The 15,384-nt window shown below is 48.7% G+C and carries 12 protein-coding genes and 1 pseudogene; 10 read left to right on the forward strand and 3 right to left on the reverse strand.

Translation table 11 applies throughout. From position 1 onward, the window contains the following. Window positions 1-26 precede the first annotated feature (26 nt). Window positions 27-236, forward strand: a complete 210-nt coding sequence (locus RC74_RS21430; protein ID WP_039000026.1) for a hypothetical protein — start codon at window positions 27-29, stop codon at window positions 234-236. A gap of 98 nt (window positions 237-334) precedes the next feature. Here the strand turns inward: RC74_RS21430 and RC74_RS21435 are convergent, their stop codons facing one another. Further along, complete coding sequence (locus RC74_RS21435; protein ID WP_039002321.1) at window positions 335-1,582, reverse strand: IS256 family transposase; 1,248 nt, start codon at window positions 1,580-1,582, stop codon at window positions 335-337. A 1,973-nt stretch (window positions 1,583-3,555) separates the two neighbouring features. On the opposite strand from RC74_RS21435, the gene RC74_RS22455 reads away from it, so the two are divergent. The 3 genes from RC74_RS22455 to RC74_RS22460 all read left to right on the forward strand — a co-directional run bounded on the left by RC74_RS22455 (window position 3,556) and on the right by RC74_RS22460 (window position 8,513). Then, on the forward strand, window positions 3,556-5,373 hold the full coding sequence (locus tag RC74_RS22455) for a hypothetical protein (RefSeq protein WP_156477582.1): 1,818 nt from the start codon (window positions 3,556-3,558) through the stop codon (window positions 5,371-5,373). A gap of 1,686 nt (window positions 5,374-7,059) precedes the next feature. Next, complete coding sequence (locus RC74_RS21450; protein WP_039003172.1) at window positions 7,060-8,031, forward strand: DNA-binding protein; 972 nt, start codon at window positions 7,060-7,062, stop codon at window positions 8,029-8,031. Window positions 8,032-8,354: 323 nt separating this feature from the next. Beyond that, the gene (locus tag RC74_RS22460) at window positions 8,355-8,513 is read left to right on the forward strand and encodes a hypothetical protein (RefSeq protein ID WP_156477583.1); all 159 of its coding nucleotides are present in this window, start codon (window positions 8,355-8,357) and stop codon (window positions 8,511-8,513) included. Between the two features lie 163 nt (window positions 8,514-8,676). Here RC74_RS22460 and RC74_RS21455 read toward each other — a convergent pair whose 3' ends face one another. After that, complete coding sequence (locus RC74_RS21455) at window positions 8,677-9,588, reverse strand: cyclic nucleotide-binding domain-containing protein (protein WP_039003173.1); 912 nt, start codon at window positions 9,586-9,588, stop codon at window positions 8,677-8,679. Further along, entirely contained in the window at window positions 9,567-10,448 is an 882-nt protein-coding gene (locus RC74_RS21460) for a BrxR family helix-turn-helix transcriptional regulator (RefSeq protein ID WP_039003174.1), read from the reverse strand. Before RC74_RS21460 ends, RC74_RS21455 begins: the two co-directional genes overlap by 22 nt. 129 nt (window positions 10,449-10,577) lie before the next feature. Between RC74_RS21460 and RC74_RS21465 the strand changes: the two genes are divergently transcribed. The 6 genes and pseudogenes from RC74_RS21465 to RC74_RS23835 all read left to right on the forward strand — a co-directional run. After that, entirely contained in the window at window positions 10,578-12,185 is a 1,608-nt protein-coding gene (locus RC74_RS21465; RefSeq protein ID WP_039003175.1) for a nucleotidyl cyclase domain-containing protein, read from the forward strand. Further along, window positions 12,182-12,979: an E2 domain-containing protein gene (locus tag RC74_RS23830; protein ID WP_039003176.1), complete on the forward strand. Its 798-nt coding sequence runs from the start codon at window positions 12,182-12,184 to the stop codon at window positions 12,977-12,979. Before RC74_RS21465 ends, RC74_RS23830 begins: the two co-directional genes overlap by 4 nt. Window positions 12,980-13,142: 163 nt before the next feature. After that, window positions 13,143-13,442, forward strand: coding sequence for a type II toxin-antitoxin system RelB family antitoxin (gene relB, locus RC74_RS21475; RefSeq protein WP_062628422.1), 300 nt, complete (start codon window positions 13,143-13,145; stop codon window positions 13,440-13,442). Further along, on the forward strand, window positions 13,429-13,710 hold the full coding sequence (locus RC74_RS21480; RefSeq protein ID WP_039002467.1) for a type II toxin-antitoxin system RelE/ParE family toxin: 282 nt from the start codon (window positions 13,429-13,431) through the stop codon (window positions 13,708-13,710). Before relB ends, RC74_RS21480 begins: the two co-directional genes overlap by 14 nt. Before the next feature lie 266 nt (window positions 13,711-13,976). Next, window positions 13,977-15,128 carry an IS30 family transposase gene (locus tag RC74_RS21485; protein ID WP_039002466.1) on the forward strand — a complete coding sequence of 384 codons (1,152 nt, stop codon included), beginning with the start codon at window positions 13,977-13,979 and terminating at the stop codon, window positions 15,126-15,128. Window positions 15,129-15,160: 32 nt separating this feature from the next. After that, window positions 15,161-15,259 (forward strand): annotated as a pseudogene (locus tag RC74_RS23835) (hypothetical protein); the annotation flags it as partial. Between the last annotated feature and the right edge of the window lie 125 nt (window positions 15,260-15,384).

Genomic DNA, 15,384 nt, shown 5'->3' on the forward strand with positions numbered 1-15,384 from the left:
TATCCTTCACAGAAAAGGATAGATGTATGACTAAAATAAGTGACGAAGAAGCGGTACATTTGCAATTTCGTGTGCCACAATCGCGAGCTGACGAATTCATGAAGCTGGTTTTTGAGAACTCTAGAATGCAGCACGGCGGAAAGACGAAGATGTTCTTGCTGCTGATCGACGAATTTCAGAAATCGCAACAGATCAAGCAGCTGCGTGGAGAGATTGCGCGGATCGAGGGGGAGTAGTTTCGAGAGTTTGAATTCTGAATTTCCCGTCAGCGAAGTCCGTAATCTTCTGAGCTTGTTTTGAGTTATTGTCAAATCTGGTGTTTGAGGATTGTTGGTCATGCGGCGATCTGGTCTGGGTTAGCGGCTTCAATTCCATCTTTAAACGTGACGCCTGTGATGACTTTGGCCAGGTAGTCAAAGCCGCGTAGCTTCCTCCAGTTTTGTTCAGCGCATTGTCCGAGCTTGAACATCATGTGCAGCATGCCATCACGTGACAGGCAGCCCTTCGAGCGTTTGGTACGGTGGCGGATCGTGGCAAAGGCGGATTCAATTGGATTGCTGGTGCGGATGCTCTGCCAATGTTGAGCTGGGAAGTCGAAGAATGCCATGAGTTCGGTCCGGTCCTTTTGCAGGCACAGTGCCGCCTTGGGATATTTTGGCTCATAGGTTTCGATGAACAGATCGAACGCCTTTTCTGCATCCGCTTTGGTCTCGGCCTGCCAGATATTGTGGATCGCTGCCTTTGCCTTTGGCTGAGACAGCTTCGGCAAACAGTTGAGCACGTTCATCGTTTTGTGTTGCCAGCAACGTTGGTGCCGCGTTGTGGGATAGACTTCATCCATGGCTGCCCAGAACCCCATGGCACCGTCTCCAATCGCCAGTTTGGGGGCATTCATCCCCCGGCTTTTGAGGTTGAGCAGAACTTCTCGCCAACTCTGGGTGGACTCGCGCACCCCGTCTTCGATTGCCAAGAACCGCTTCTGACCACGAGCCGTGACCCCAACAATCACAAGTGCGCAGAGCTTATCATTCTCTCCCCGAAGGCCGCTGTGAACACCATCCGCCCAAATGTAGACCAAGGGTTCATCGTCCAGTGCTGCTTCTCTCCAGCCGTCGTATTCCTTGGCCCAATCGCGCTTGAGACGTGAGACAGTATTCGCGGATAAGCCCTGGGCCTCAGGGCCTAGAAGAACCTTGAGCGTGGGAGCCATCTCGCCGCTGGAAATGCCTTTTAGATACAGCCACGGTAGCGCGGCTTCCAACGTCTTGGTGCGGCGCACATAGGGTGGCACTAGGGCCGAGCGGAACGTCACAGGTGTGCCATCCTTAGAGCGGACCTTTGGAATGCGCACGCTCACAGGGCCAATGCCCGTTTGAAATGGGCGCTCAGGATGATGGCCATTGCGTACGACAGCCGCGTGACCTGCATCAGTGCGCAAGTCGGCAAATTGCGCCAGATAACCAGCAAGCTCAGCTTCAACTGCTGTCGCGATCAATTCCTGTGCTCCCGTTCTCAGCAAATCCGTCAGCGCGTCCGTGATCCTGTCTCGACGCGCAAAATCAACAATGTTAGTCGTTTCCATGGTGGTGTATCTCCTTTGGTTGGGCTGCTGTCTCACAACAACAAATCAACCAGATACGCCGCCAACCTTCAAACCGCCCAAACACCAGATTCAGTCATAACTCGCTTGTTTTCGAAGATTGCTATAAAAATTATCGGAGGTATTAGGTGTCGTACATTATCTCTCGAAAAAGCATCGATCACACCGTTGTACGTTGATAAAAAAGATCAACAATTGCGGTTAACTCTGGCGCAGCGACAATAATTAAAAACTAGTTAATACCAAAAATCTACCTGCCCCAAACTTTAATTCCAGTGAAACTCTGCTCGTTCACCCTTGATCTCGCACCGCATGTCGCTGTGCATATTAAGGTGTGCTTGCGGGAACTAATTTGGTTATTCGGATGAGGTGATATTTTTCTTCTTGTTTAAATACCTATCGCCCAAAGGCGCTCAGAATACGGGCAGAATATGGCGAAGAATTCGCAAGATCGAGAATATGAGATAACTGAAAGTCTAGCAGCTCCGCAAGTGACGGTACTAACAGCTCTCAGTGGCAAAAAATGTACCAAAATCATCAGAGCGACGGGACCTCAGAGTTACGACAACGCAAAATGGTTTCAAGCCGAAAAGATTCTTCTAAATGATTTCGCAGCGCTTACAAACTTACTGACGGGACTGGAAACGCAAACAAACAAAATGGTTGTTACCGGCGGTGTAACAAAACCCTATGAGAATGCGGATAGAATTTACCGGCGTAAGAATTCGCGCTCAGACGCGCCTGCGAGTCTTGAGGATAATGGAAGTAGGGTTGCACATTTTGACATCGATGAGTTCGATATCCCAGCTGGGTTTGGATGGCATGACTCGACGGCTCTCGCGGACGTCATCTGGCGATCCGTCGTTGCGCGCCTACCTGCTCTAGAGGGTGTTAGCGTTCATTGGCAAGCCAGTTCGAGTGCCGGAACAACTCGCGCCGAAGGACTGGCTAAATTCCATTTTTGGATTCTTTTGGATAAGCCGCTATTTGAAGCCCAAAGACGCGCTCTCTACAATCGGGTTGGGTCTGATCCACAACTAGCATGCCCAATACAACCAAATTACACTGCGGCGCCAATAATTATAGACTGTACTGACCCACTCATTGGAGTTCCGCGATCCGGCACTTTTCTCGGGATACGTGACTTTGCGCCAGTGAATGAGTTTGGGCTTACAGAAGCGGCAATTCGGCCGGCAAATCTTGATTCTGCTCCCTCCATTAAATGTGACATCTACCCCGCCCCAACCCTCTCGAATTCATTCACGAATACCTCTGGTGGCGTGCAAAAGCTAACTGATGCTTGCAACCGGATACGTAAGGCAGACCTGCGCAATGTCGAAATTAACAAACAAGCATATTATATCGCGGGACTGGTTTCAGCAGGTTCACTTTCGCTCGACGCGGCCAAAAACGCTTTATTGGAAGCGGCTGCTGCAACAGGCCACGGTCGGTATAGGGAAGCTGTTGAAAATGGGTTTGAATCGGGTCTTAAAGCGCCAATATTCATGCGCAAGTCGTCGCCCAAACCGAATGTCATTGAGCCCTATTTTCCGAGAGCGAATTTGGACCGGAATGACGCTATTGGTAAGCATCGATCAACCGTTAATTCTTGGGTAGATCTAGCCGTAGATTTCGCAAGGAATGCCAAATCTGAATTGTCGTCAGCACCGGCCCCTCGCTGGATGTTGGCGGGTGCGCAAGGGGTCGGGAAATCGTCTGGCCTTACTGGCCGCAATGGGGCACCAGGAGGGCTCCACAAGGCTACTGGGCTCGTGAGCGCTATGTTTCTGCCGAACCACGCCAAATGCGAGGAAGCCGCAGCCGAATACGCGAGGAATTCCCCTAAAGGTTCGCCTGAGTGCCTTGTTGTGCGCGGGCGCAATAGGCTTAACCCAGATGGCACTGCGGGAGAAAAGATGTGTCTCATTCCGGATGTGGCAACCAAAGTTGCTAAGATGGGCCTGACGGTGCGAAGTACGCTTTGCTTAAAATGTCCGTTGCGAAATGAATGCGGCTACATGCTTCAAGAAAGGCAAGTCGAGAATTTGGTCTCCAAACCAGAGGGCTTGGTACTCTTCGCGCCGCCCCAATACGCGTTTTTGCCGTTGCCAGCCGAGGTGAAGCCTGAGTTGGCTGTGTTTGACGAACGGCCAAGTGATTTTGCCGTTGAAGACATTAGCCTGTCGTTTCAAGATCTGGAGGCAAGCTTTCAATTTGGCGGCTTACCGTATCGCGCTTCTGAAAAAACCCTGACAGAAGCCGCCGTTGATGCGCATGAAATTGCTCAAAATACCCTACAGCCATTGTTGCGAAACTTTGCACTTGCAATGCAAAGCGATAGCTCGACTGCCTTAGATCAACTCCGCAAATCTGGGGTAGATCTGGAGATAGTGGATAAGGCGTTGAAAAATTTGCATTTTTTCTATGCAGGGCGCGTAGTCTCGAGTCTGGGGGATAGTTTGAAGGATTTGAACCTTTCAGGTCAACGCGGACGACCCGCGTCAAAACTGCTTATGGCTCAGTTATTACAGAGCAACCCACCACGAGTCGACAAGATTAAGACCTTTCTTGAAGTCTTGCGGGATGAATTAAGTGGCACTCATGCTACTCCAATTTCCATCGTTCAAGAGAGTGCGGATATTCAGGATGCAGAATCTTCTCAAGCTCCTGGGATAAAAATTTTGCGAATTCGCCCGTTGCTACATGGAGTTAACGCACCTTTTCTTTACTTAGACGGGACGGGCGATGAGGAGATTGCCAAAGCCATGTTTGGATCGGATTTAATAATTCATCACTATCCAGTTGAGCGCAACGCCGTGGTCACGCAAGTCGTGGGTTGCCAGTTCTCACGCCAATATGTTTGTGGGGAGGGGAGGGGCGGCAAGCCCGCTTATGGTGATATCGCTCAGAAAAGTTGTGATCTGCGAGAGCATTTGGATACTGTTTTGAAGGGACATGACACTGCCGCGGTGTTTGCAACAAAGAAAATCATTCAGAAACTCGGCTTAGAAGGCTCGCCTCGCGCTGGTCACTTTGGAGCTCTACGCGGGCTTAACCGATGGGAAGACTACGACTCAGTCATTATTATCGGTCGCGAGCAACCACCACTTTCGGCTGTAGAACTTATTGCGCGTGCATATGCCTTGAAAACGAATGCTTCGTTCATGTCAGCGCCGGCGATTTGGGAGTGGCGTGGCATTCGAATAGAGGATGGTGCTGTCCCCGTTCGGGTTTTGAGCCATCCCGACCCGTGGGTCAAACGCATTTTGTATCAGATCCGCGAAGCTGAAGCCGAGCAGGCAATTGACCGAATTCGTTTGATTCACAACACAGAGCTAAAACAGGTTTTTCTCTTAAGTGAGATGGCCTTGGATATCACGGTCGATAGAGTTGTTCATTGGGACGACTTCAAACGAGGGGGAAGCCGGATAGAGTGCGCGGCGCGGAAATATAATGTCATCCCGCTTGAGGGGAGAGAGGCTGCACGACTATTGCCAGATATTTGGAATAATCACGAAACGGCCAACTCGGATCTTGCTCCGCTCCGGTTAACGTCAGGAATGGTATATAATAACTCTCTATATACCAACTCTGACACTAAGGAATTGTGTCGCGTTAAGTATAAGCGAAGCGTTTCAAAACCCGAACGCGCTCGAACGCGGGAAGCAATAGTATGTGGCCCCGCAGAAATTGCGCAATCAGTTCTGGAAAAGGTTACCGGGAAACTGGACGGATTCGAGATTGTCGCGTGTGACAAAATACCTGAAAATTGATGCGCTGATTTTATGGGCGAGTGAGGCGTGGTACGTTGCCGCCGGAAATTTGGTTTACGAAGGTCACCGGCTTGAGATCCTCACAGCGAGGTATAATTCGCTGAGTAAAGACCTGTCCTGGAGACGCACTGGTAAAGGTTTCAGGCGGTGCCACAGCTCTAAAAATGGGGCAGGGAGGGTAATTCCGTGGCGTGCAAATTATTGGTATTCTAGGACTAGGGCGCGACCTCTCAAATAGAGTTACGGCTCCATTTGTTCTGTCTGATCAAAATTTGGCGACTTTTTATTGGCTATAGCAATCCCGGGAACGAGGTAACCAATTTGTCGAGTTGGGCTGAATTTGAAATATCAACGGCTCCCCCCATTACTTCTTACAAAAGAAACCAAAAAGTTGTGGTTGGAACACAATTTCCAACGGTGGCTTTCTGTCGAAATAGTGAGGGATTCAGCGCTAGGACGTAGACTTTTTTGGGGTGAAATTTCTGGTGCCAGTCACTTTGCTGGGGAGGGTAGGGGGCTCGAAACATTTGAGCTTTGTGCGGGTGGTTTCAAGCTGCTTAACCGTCAATGGTCTCAGCAACGGTCTGTTCGGGTATCTGGAAGAGTAATAGTTTCATATTGCTTAGTCCTTTAGGCCATCGGTAGAACGTGCAGCAACTCGCCGAACACTAGGGTCACGTGGGCCATCACAGCAAAGACGTGAAGAGAATGGAAAATCTCTTTTGCGATTTTAAGCATAGTGTATCTCCAAAATTTATTTGTGTATCGTGGGTTCTTTGTGCCATTTTGTTTGTGATGTGTCAATACCCCATTTGACACAAAGTGTGTTATACTTCATATTGAAGTTGATTGGAGAAACTATGACTAAAAGTAATGATCAAGAGAAAGCCAGCATTCGGCTACACATCTATTTGCCGGCAGATGAAGTAGAGGCAATTGATAGTTGGGGATTTGACAATAGAATTCGAGCGCGGACAAAAGCAATTCGAGAGCTCGTCAAGCTGGGATTGGACGCATCTCAAACTTCCAAGGGTGGCTCAAAGAGTTAATTCCTAAATGAGGCCTTGCTTCACGCGGGCATCACAAAAACACGCCTATTATGCAAACCGCACGGTGAGCCGAACTCTACATCGTTTTAGCTACTCATGGTCCTAAAACCTCTGATGACGGACATATTCGCCATATGGCAGATCGCGATGAGCACATTCGCGAGCATCGAGGTCGTTTCGAATCTGTTTGTGATCATTTAGCGCATCCATCTGAATCGCTGAAACCGTGTCCTCGCCAACAAGCTGGCTGCGGGCCGCGACACTTTCAGCGATTCAGATGGACGCTCAAATAATCTACCTTTTTATACCCAAACACTTGAAATGGCAGGCTCGAAAGCGGAAATAGAAGAAGTAATGCAGCTAAGTTGGCCGCTCTTACAAAGGCACACGGATTAGATAAGTGGCGGCAAGAAATAACATTTTTCATACTTTATCTTTCTTACGGTGTGAGGGTCTATTCCCAAGTTGAGGTCTTTGATAACAGACGATAATCTTGTTATTGCGGCGCTATATCGCTGATTTCCCTTTTTTATTGAGTTGTTTTCTGGACCGAACCATTCCGAAACCTTATTCAGGTAACAAAGATAACGTTATTAAACGTTACCACTGTTATCAACATAATCAAAAGTGAGAAAATATGACTGAAGATACACGCGTTATCGAAGAAATAGCGATCAAAAGAGAGCCAAAAGCCTCCGAAGCTAACGTTAAAGCTGCAATTAAGCAGCTGGAAGAAGCAGGTGATAAGGTTACTGCGCGGGCGATTTACAAAATTGTCGGTGGTAATTACACACAAGTCTCAAATATTTATAAAGCTGTTTCCAACGCGATTATCATCGCAGAAAAAGCACCGGCGAGCGTTAAAGAGATGTTCACAACACTTGCGGACGATCTCTTTACACAAGTGAAAGCTACGGCCGAGGCGGCTTATAATGCCGAGCGCGAAGGTCTGAAAGAAAAATTAGCTACTATTACTGAAGAACTTAAAGATGTTTCTGGCCTGGTCGATGAGAAGCAAGATGAAGTCGAAAAGTTGGAAGCTGAGAAAGAAGGGCTATCAACTGAGAGTGCATCTAAGATCGAAGACCTTGAAGAAGACCTAAAGGATGCACGATCTTCACGCGATCAGAAAATCGGGCAGGTTGCAGCGCTCGAAGCTCGAATTGAAGCTAATGCTAGGGGATATTCAGAGGATCTCAGAGAGACACGCGCCGAACTTATTGAGAAAGCTGCGGCCGAAGTCTCTAAGCTTAATACTGCCCACCAGAGAGAATTTATTGAACTGGGCGCGAAGCATAAGTCAGAGATTGCAGACATGAAGTCTCAACTTGATGTCGCAGTTGAATCTCAGAAGGAAGAAATCATCGAGCTAGGTGAGCTAGTTGAGGAAACCAAGACATCTCTGCACAGTTTGACCGGTGACATGAAGGCTTCCCAAGCGTCTTTGACTGCTGAAACTAAGAGAGCTGATAAAGCTGACAAGATGTATACAGAAGAGGCTGTTCGTGCGCGTGAAGCTGTTGAAGATAACAGATCCTTGCGGAAAGAAGTTGCAGAGCTGACTGCTGAGATCAGAAAACTATCTAGCGATAAGAAGTCGAAAAAATAATTTATCAGGGGCGTGGTGGGTATGGCCAGCTATCGACCCAAATGTGCTGAGGGGGGAGCTACGCTGTAATCGACAACTAAGTAGGACGTATAAAGTCCGCGCCGCACCATGCCACTCCCTCTAAAACGTTCGTTTAGAGGGGTATTCGTTGGCTCAGAATGATAAGTGCGTGTGTCATGTTGTATGCCTAACTCAGATTGAATCTGAACGTCAAGAGACTGATTTTGTAGTCTCCGGATTACAAAATAATTAATCAATTCAATCATTTAGTTGTAGTCAAAGCTATATTTTTCGATCTATTGTTGCAGCTAAAGGATAAATTTATGACGCAAAAAGATCAATTTAATGTCAGAGTTCCCGTGGATTTTCAGAGAGATGTTAAAATCTACGCGATTGAAAACGATATGACTGTCAGCGAAGTTCTACAAAAAAGCTTTAATGCGCTGAAGATATTAAATAAAATCAGGAAACTCGAAAAGTAATAAAGCTGGCTTGAGCTTCCCCAAACCAGCTTTGATTTTGTCCTGCTTCGGTATATCCGTCGCACTCACACAAACGAACCAGAGTCTCCAATACTCAAGCCGCTCTGACGTCCAACTTTATATGACGACAGACAGGTTCCATCCTTCTGTTAAGCTAAGCCGCCTATTTATCTTTCATCCGAAGGTCGCTGTTGGAAGAAATTATAGCCAATACGAGTAAACCAGCTATCGTAACGAATAGCACACTAGCCTTGATCTCTCCGCCGGTGTTGAAATCCAACAAGAATGGCAAAGGTTGGTCTTGACCGTCCACTGACAACGCCCAACTGGCTGAACCATAAACAACTATGCTAATAATGCCGAAGCCCGATAAGCGAAACATATTTCGATAAATAAGGTCCGGATTGCACATCATACTCAGCAGAAATAGGCCTAACCCGCTAGCGATGGACAGCACCGAGGATTGAATCAAAGAGAATGATACCATTTGCGTCAGAACTAACGCCGCGACAAAGGCTATTACCCCAAGCATTGCAGATACGGCAGTCCAGTTAAATATTCCATTGCTTCGCGCAATTTTTCCAATACTCATTCGTTGTCGAAATCGGTGGACTAGATCGCTGCTAAGTCTATCCCGATAACTTGGATTTGCCTCTAGAATATCCTGAAATTTTGTGCCTGAGACACGCCACATCGCAGCAGTCTGAGAGCGAACTCGTACCGTTGCAGTACGTACTTCACCTGGTTTCATTGCTGCCATTTCGCCTACTTGGACTGGCGCTGAACGAGACGCGACTTTCTGCCCGTCTGTTAAGATGTCGACCTCACCTGAAAGTATGAAAAATACATCGTTATCATTCGAATTTTGGGTAATGATTTCATGGCCTTGCATAAACCCTTTAAGCTCGCCAGCTAACATAAAAAAATCCAAGACATCGGTATCAGCACCGATTGCAGGGTTTTCGCCTAAAATCCGCAATATGCGTCGGTCACGATCCTCTCCGCTGAACTGTGCAAGTGGATCCGCTATGCTTGTCTCGGCAAATTTTTTTGCTAATCTCTTCGGCGCAAACACTCTTCGACCTCCTCTAGATTAGACACCTGTAACTGAAAGCTACTGACGTTCCGCATCATGCCATTTTCTTCTCGGTCGTATGGATTGAAGCCATATTGGCGTAAGACATAAAATAGGAGTGCTTTGCTTGTTGAAACAGGTAGTTTGCCGTCCTCCATTTCATACTCGTATTCCAATTGGGAGCGTCTCCATTCGTTGTGAACGCCTGCCGCCGAGAACTGGACAATGATGTTCTCGGTCCACTCACCGTCGATAGGAATCGATTTTTCTGGGCGCGAGGTTAACTCTGGTCGGGTCATGCGCGTTAGCACATAGTCACCGTAGCGAGCTTCTTCCAAATGATATGCTCTGATATGCCATCGGTGCCCATCGCTGACCAGCGCCGTCGGAACAAGGGTACGGCTGCTTACGCTGCCTGAACTTATCGAGGCATAATCGCAAAGAAGCGCTGATTCAGAATTTATTGCCTGAACAACGGCTTTCACTGTTGCTTTGCTCAGCGGACGTGAGGAAACTGATACAGTTGCGACCTGTGGTAGATTCCTAATCCAAACTTCGCTATTTGTTCGATAGCCTTTTGCGAGCATTTCCAGATGCATGAAATACTCTGAGGCTTCTCCAGAAATGAGCTTTGGCTCAAAACTATCGCCTGCAATGTAGGCTCTCTGCCTTGGGTCATAGCTCATGTTTCCGGGGCAGGAATCCAGATATGTCGTCAAGTCGGTAGTTGCTTGCTGTGGCGATATCGAAAATTGATCCTGAAGTTGCGGGCGGCCAACCTTTCCGTCCCAGTTCAGGCAGAATTCTATGAACTCGAAGCGCCTTCTTATGTTTGTTTTTATGTCTTTGAACTCTTCCAAGGCTATCCCCCGATCTTTTTATGAACCATAGCACCTTGACACTAACTTATGAAGCCCTATTTTATAGGATGTAACAAGAAAATAGAGGACGCCTTGTTCTGCGCGAGGTACTTTGAGACAGGAGCTGCTATGACTTGGCGATACAATGCTGCGCGAGACCGCATCCAAAATTTAATTGCAAATGCACCTAAGATTGAAGTTCAGAACTTCTACGAAGAGTATTTGCCGGAATTCACCAAGACGCGAGCTGTTTTGATGGCTGCGGGGCAAAGAGAAACTCAGCCTTTGTATGAACTTCCAAAAGGGCGAGCAGTTGTTGTCGATACTGTGCAGGTTTACGTCGCCATAACGAACTATGATGAATATCGGATGGAAGCACTGCGCGAAACAGAAGCCTCGCATGCTAAAGCTCTAAGATTTTTGCACCTTCATTACAGTGCATGTGATCGAGTGATTGAAAATAGCCCAGCTCAACGGGTCGATTTCCATGGTGGACGAATGCATGCGGTTATCTTAGGCAACGGACAAAATGGTGTGACGTCTGAAACCATTGCCGAAGCTTTCGCGTTCGTGCGGGACTTGCGCTATGTTGCGGAGCAAGCGAACAAACAACTGGCCGGAGGCGATTTTACCGCTCGCTTTCGCATTGGAATTGACGCCGGACCCTGCGTGGCAATCAATAATGGGACAGGCTTAGAACAAGAGCCAATGTTCCTTGGTAGTCCGGCTAACCACGCTGCTAAGTTGGCAGACGGAGATGAGCCTGGACTGTTTGTTTCCGACAGAGTTCGAGCTAAACTCGGTCGGCCCGAGCTGGGTTCTTTGTTGGAGTCACGACTGCAACTGGATACAGATACATTCGACAGATATCTTTCATCGAGAGATGCTGTAGAAGGTGTTACTCTTGGTCTTGACCAATCGCCAAGCAACGTTGAAGGACTTCTGACAGAATGGCATTCTGAAATCCGTTCCAAGAAAGTGCCTAATCCTACTGATCCAAATTTTCAGTTTCACTACAAAGAACCTCCTTTGTCGGAAATTGAGTTCGACAAGCTTTCGCCGAGTAATTCAATTAGGATGCCCCTTGCCTCGATCTATGCCGACCTTTCTGGTTTCACCAACTATGTCGATGGTGCAATAGCACAGGGAAAGATCGGCGATGCTGTAAAAGCGTTGCATGTCATTCGTGAAGAATTTCAGCACGTGGTAAGCGATGATTTTGGCGGTCGGAAAATCCGCTTTATCGGTGATTGTGTTCACGCATTGACCGCCCACGGATCATCAACGGAGACGGATACCAAAGAGACATTGTTGCAGGCAGCTAAATGCGCTGGAGGTATTCGCTCTTCATTTAATCTGTGCCGCGATTTGCTTGAGGGTGCTGAGCCTTTGGGGTTGGCGATTGGTGTCGAGTTTGGGCCAACGCCTATTTCGAGAATAGGAATCCGCGGCGACCGTTCGGTCAGGGTTGCGTCAAGTAAGGCGACAAGCGTTTCAGAAAGCGTCCAGAAGTCATGTGAACACAATGAAACCCGGTTTGGCCCAACTGCAATGAAGTCTCTTCCGAGCTATCTTCGAGATGTCGTTGGCACAGATGGTGGAGCAGGCGAGTTGGACTTCGATGATGTAAGTACGGCTAGCAGTCAGCCCGTCGCGAGTGTCGTCGCAGCGCCGTATGCTAGGGCACACGCACCTAACTCCCAAGATGACACCAGAGCGCATTTCGACGGCCTATGAGTTCGATAGATATTCTTTTTGAAGCCAAGCCCGACTGGGTCGACGTTCTAGCTCGGAAGCGTAGGGTGCTAGAAGTTAAGGCCCATAGCCAAAAAGATAGCGGTGCGCCGGGTGAGCTGTATTTCATAAGCATTGAGACCGTCGGCGCGGATTCTATCAAAGCATTTGAAACTTCGGCTCACAGGCGCTTGCCAAAGTGCTGTATTGAGCGGCACATCAACGATGACACAAGTTTTTGCCTATACTTGAACTCAACTCGCCCGGTTTTTAGTGAGCAAGACGCATGGAGTTGGTGGGCGATGCTCGGAAGATACCTATCTAATCAAGATTTTGCATCCAAGCATGGCCTTTGGCCGCGTGATCAAGGCCTGAGTCACGGAAGCGCCGCAAACACTCAAATTCGAATGGAAGAGATAGCTGAGCCGTTGGGTTGGAAGTCAGAGGTCTTGGATTCAATTTTTCGTAGTCGTGGCTTTCTTTATGAGAGGCCGTTGAGGCAACACAAAGACAAGGAAAAGGGTTTCGTAAATCTGCGAAACCCTTGCCCAAGAGGGTGCAAGAAACTTCACTTTCCACATAGAAATCAGGAATGCAAAGGAGCTACATGTGAAGAGATCTGTAACAAATCTCATAAAGCTATACTTCGAGCATCTTGCCCAAACAGAGAAGTGATTGAACAACTGAATCGACTTGAAATTCTCCGTAAGTCTCAAGAGGAGCAACTGGTCAAAACCCTTCTCAAAAAGGGCACTAGGTGCTGCGGTTCAATGAGAAATTGCCCTTTAGCGAGTTAGGCGCTTTCCAAAGCATCCGGCCGCCTAACCGGGGTAGCAACGCTAACAAGCGTCGCATTTCAACAATCGCTCACAAGTCCAAAAGTCTCTGCGCTGTGGATCGGTGAAAGTAGTTGAAATTGTATCTCAATTGAGATACAATTTTACTTAGGAGGATACTCATATGCCCGCACAAACTTCGATGCTCCATGTCCGCGTGGATGACCAACTCAAAGCTAAAGCCACTGACGCCCTTGCTGGGGTCGGCCTGACACTCTCGGATGCCGTGCGTATCCTGTTGACCCGCGTTGCAACGGAAGGCGGATTACCCGCAGGCCTGACTGCTGATCCAGACGCTTATGACGCTTGGTTTCGAGCCAAAGTGCAGGAAGCTCTGGATGATCCGCGCCCCGCTGTTCCACATACCCAAGTGATGCAGGAAGCGCAGGCGCTGATTGACGAGAAACGCCGTGCTCAAACTTGAATGGAAGGCAACGGCAATCGCCGACCTGCTCGCGATTATCAATTATATTTCCGACGACAATCCTGACGCGGCCCAAGCTCTCAAAGACGAAATTGAGGCGAAAACCTCACGCCTCCCCGATAGCCCGCAGCTCTACCGCGTGGGGCGGATCGACGGCACACGCGAGATGGTCATCCGGCCAAACTACATCGTAATCTATGCTGAGAACGCCGTCGCTGTGACAATCCTGCGTGTACTCCACGCGGCCCAGCAATGGCCTGAGACGTAACGCCCCCTCCTGCTGGGACGGTCCGTAGGGGTGTTTATCATCAAGATTGTCGGGGTGCCGATTCTTATAAACCCTAAAGTCGTTTTCAGAAAAAACACTTGTCAAATAGAACACCAATTTCCCCCACCAACTCGCGTTATTGGTTTATTCATATCACGACTTAGGCGCCTTAAGCGTTTTTCACTCGCAGCATTTGTCACTATGGGCGGTGGTTTCAACCGGTGGACGCAACACTTTAGTCTTTTGGAAGAGATGGAGTGTTGAACATGAAGTATCGTCGCAGAATTTACTATTCGTCTAAGCAGCGCACGGAGATTTGGGATCGTTGGCAACGTGGGGAGTCCATGAGGTCGATTGGGCGCGTGTTTGATAGGCCCTCCTCGTCGGTCTTTTCAGTGATCTCGCCTACGGGTGGCATTCGTCCACCAGATCGCAAACCTGGCACCCGTGCTTTGAGCCTTGTTGAGCGGGAGGAAATATCGCGTGGGCTGAGCATCAAATGTTCACTACGCATGATAGCGCACCAATTAGGGCGCTCCCCGTCGACCATCAGCCGCGAGGTTAGGCGCAATGGTGGGCCTGCTGGATATCGTGCGGTGACTTCAGACCAAGCAACGTGGGATCGCGCTTTGCGCCCCAAGGCATGTAAGCTGGCTTGTCATCCATCTTTGAGCCGCGCAGTATCAGCAAAGCTGCGACGTAAATGGTCGCCCGAGCAGATTGCGGGCTGGCTCAAACGTGCGTTTCCGGGAGAGGCGCAGAGACAAGTGTCACACGAGACGATATACAAAAGCCTATACATACAAGCACGTGGCGTCCTCAAGAAGGAGCTGCTGGAGCATCTGCGTGCCAAGCGTACAGTTCGGCGGTCTAAGCATGCCAGCCTCAAGCGCAACGGTCTTGGTCAGATCAAGAACGCCATATCAATCTCAGAAAGACCAGCATCGGTCGAGGATCGGGCTGTTCCAGGCCACTGGGAGGGCGATCTCATCGGAGGGTCCAAAAATAGCTACATTGCAACTCTCGTCGAACGTCATTCTCGGTACGTCATGCTGGTCAAAGTCGCCAACAAGGATACCGAAAGTGTCGTCACGGGGCTGATTAAATCGGCTCATAAATTGCCGCGTGAACTCTACAAATCTTTGACATGGGATCGTGGGAAAGAGCTGGCAGACCACCCGCGCTTCACGCTAGCAACCGACGTAGACGTCTATTTTTGCGATCCTCAGTCTCCGTGGCAACGCGGATCAAATGAGAATACCAACCGATTGCTAAGGCAATATCTGCCTCGTGGGACTGATCTGTCGGTTCATTCGCAAGCCAAACTCAGCGCTATTGCCAGACAGTTGAACGAACGACCCCGCAAGACCTTGCAATATCAAACAGAGGTGGTCGCGGGAATTCGGACCAGTAGTTAAGGTGGATCAACTTTTGAAAGAGATGATCCAGAATGACGAAACGAAAGAACCATTCGCCCGATTTCAAAGCCAAGGTTGCGCTTGAAGCTATCCGTGAAGAAATGACGATGGCGGAGTTGTCAAAGAAATATGGTGTGCATCCCACGCAGATTGGGGCTTGGAAGCGAGCCGCGATTAAGAATATGGCTGCGGGGTTTTCCAAACGAGGCAGCGATCCTGCACAGGTCGACGATGCTACGATAGACAAACTTCATTC

It is taken from the genome of Falsihalocynthiibacter arcticus, from assembly GCF_000812665.2.
Classification (GTDB): Bacteria; Pseudomonadota; Alphaproteobacteria; order Rhodobacterales; family Rhodobacteraceae; genus Falsihalocynthiibacter; species Falsihalocynthiibacter arcticus.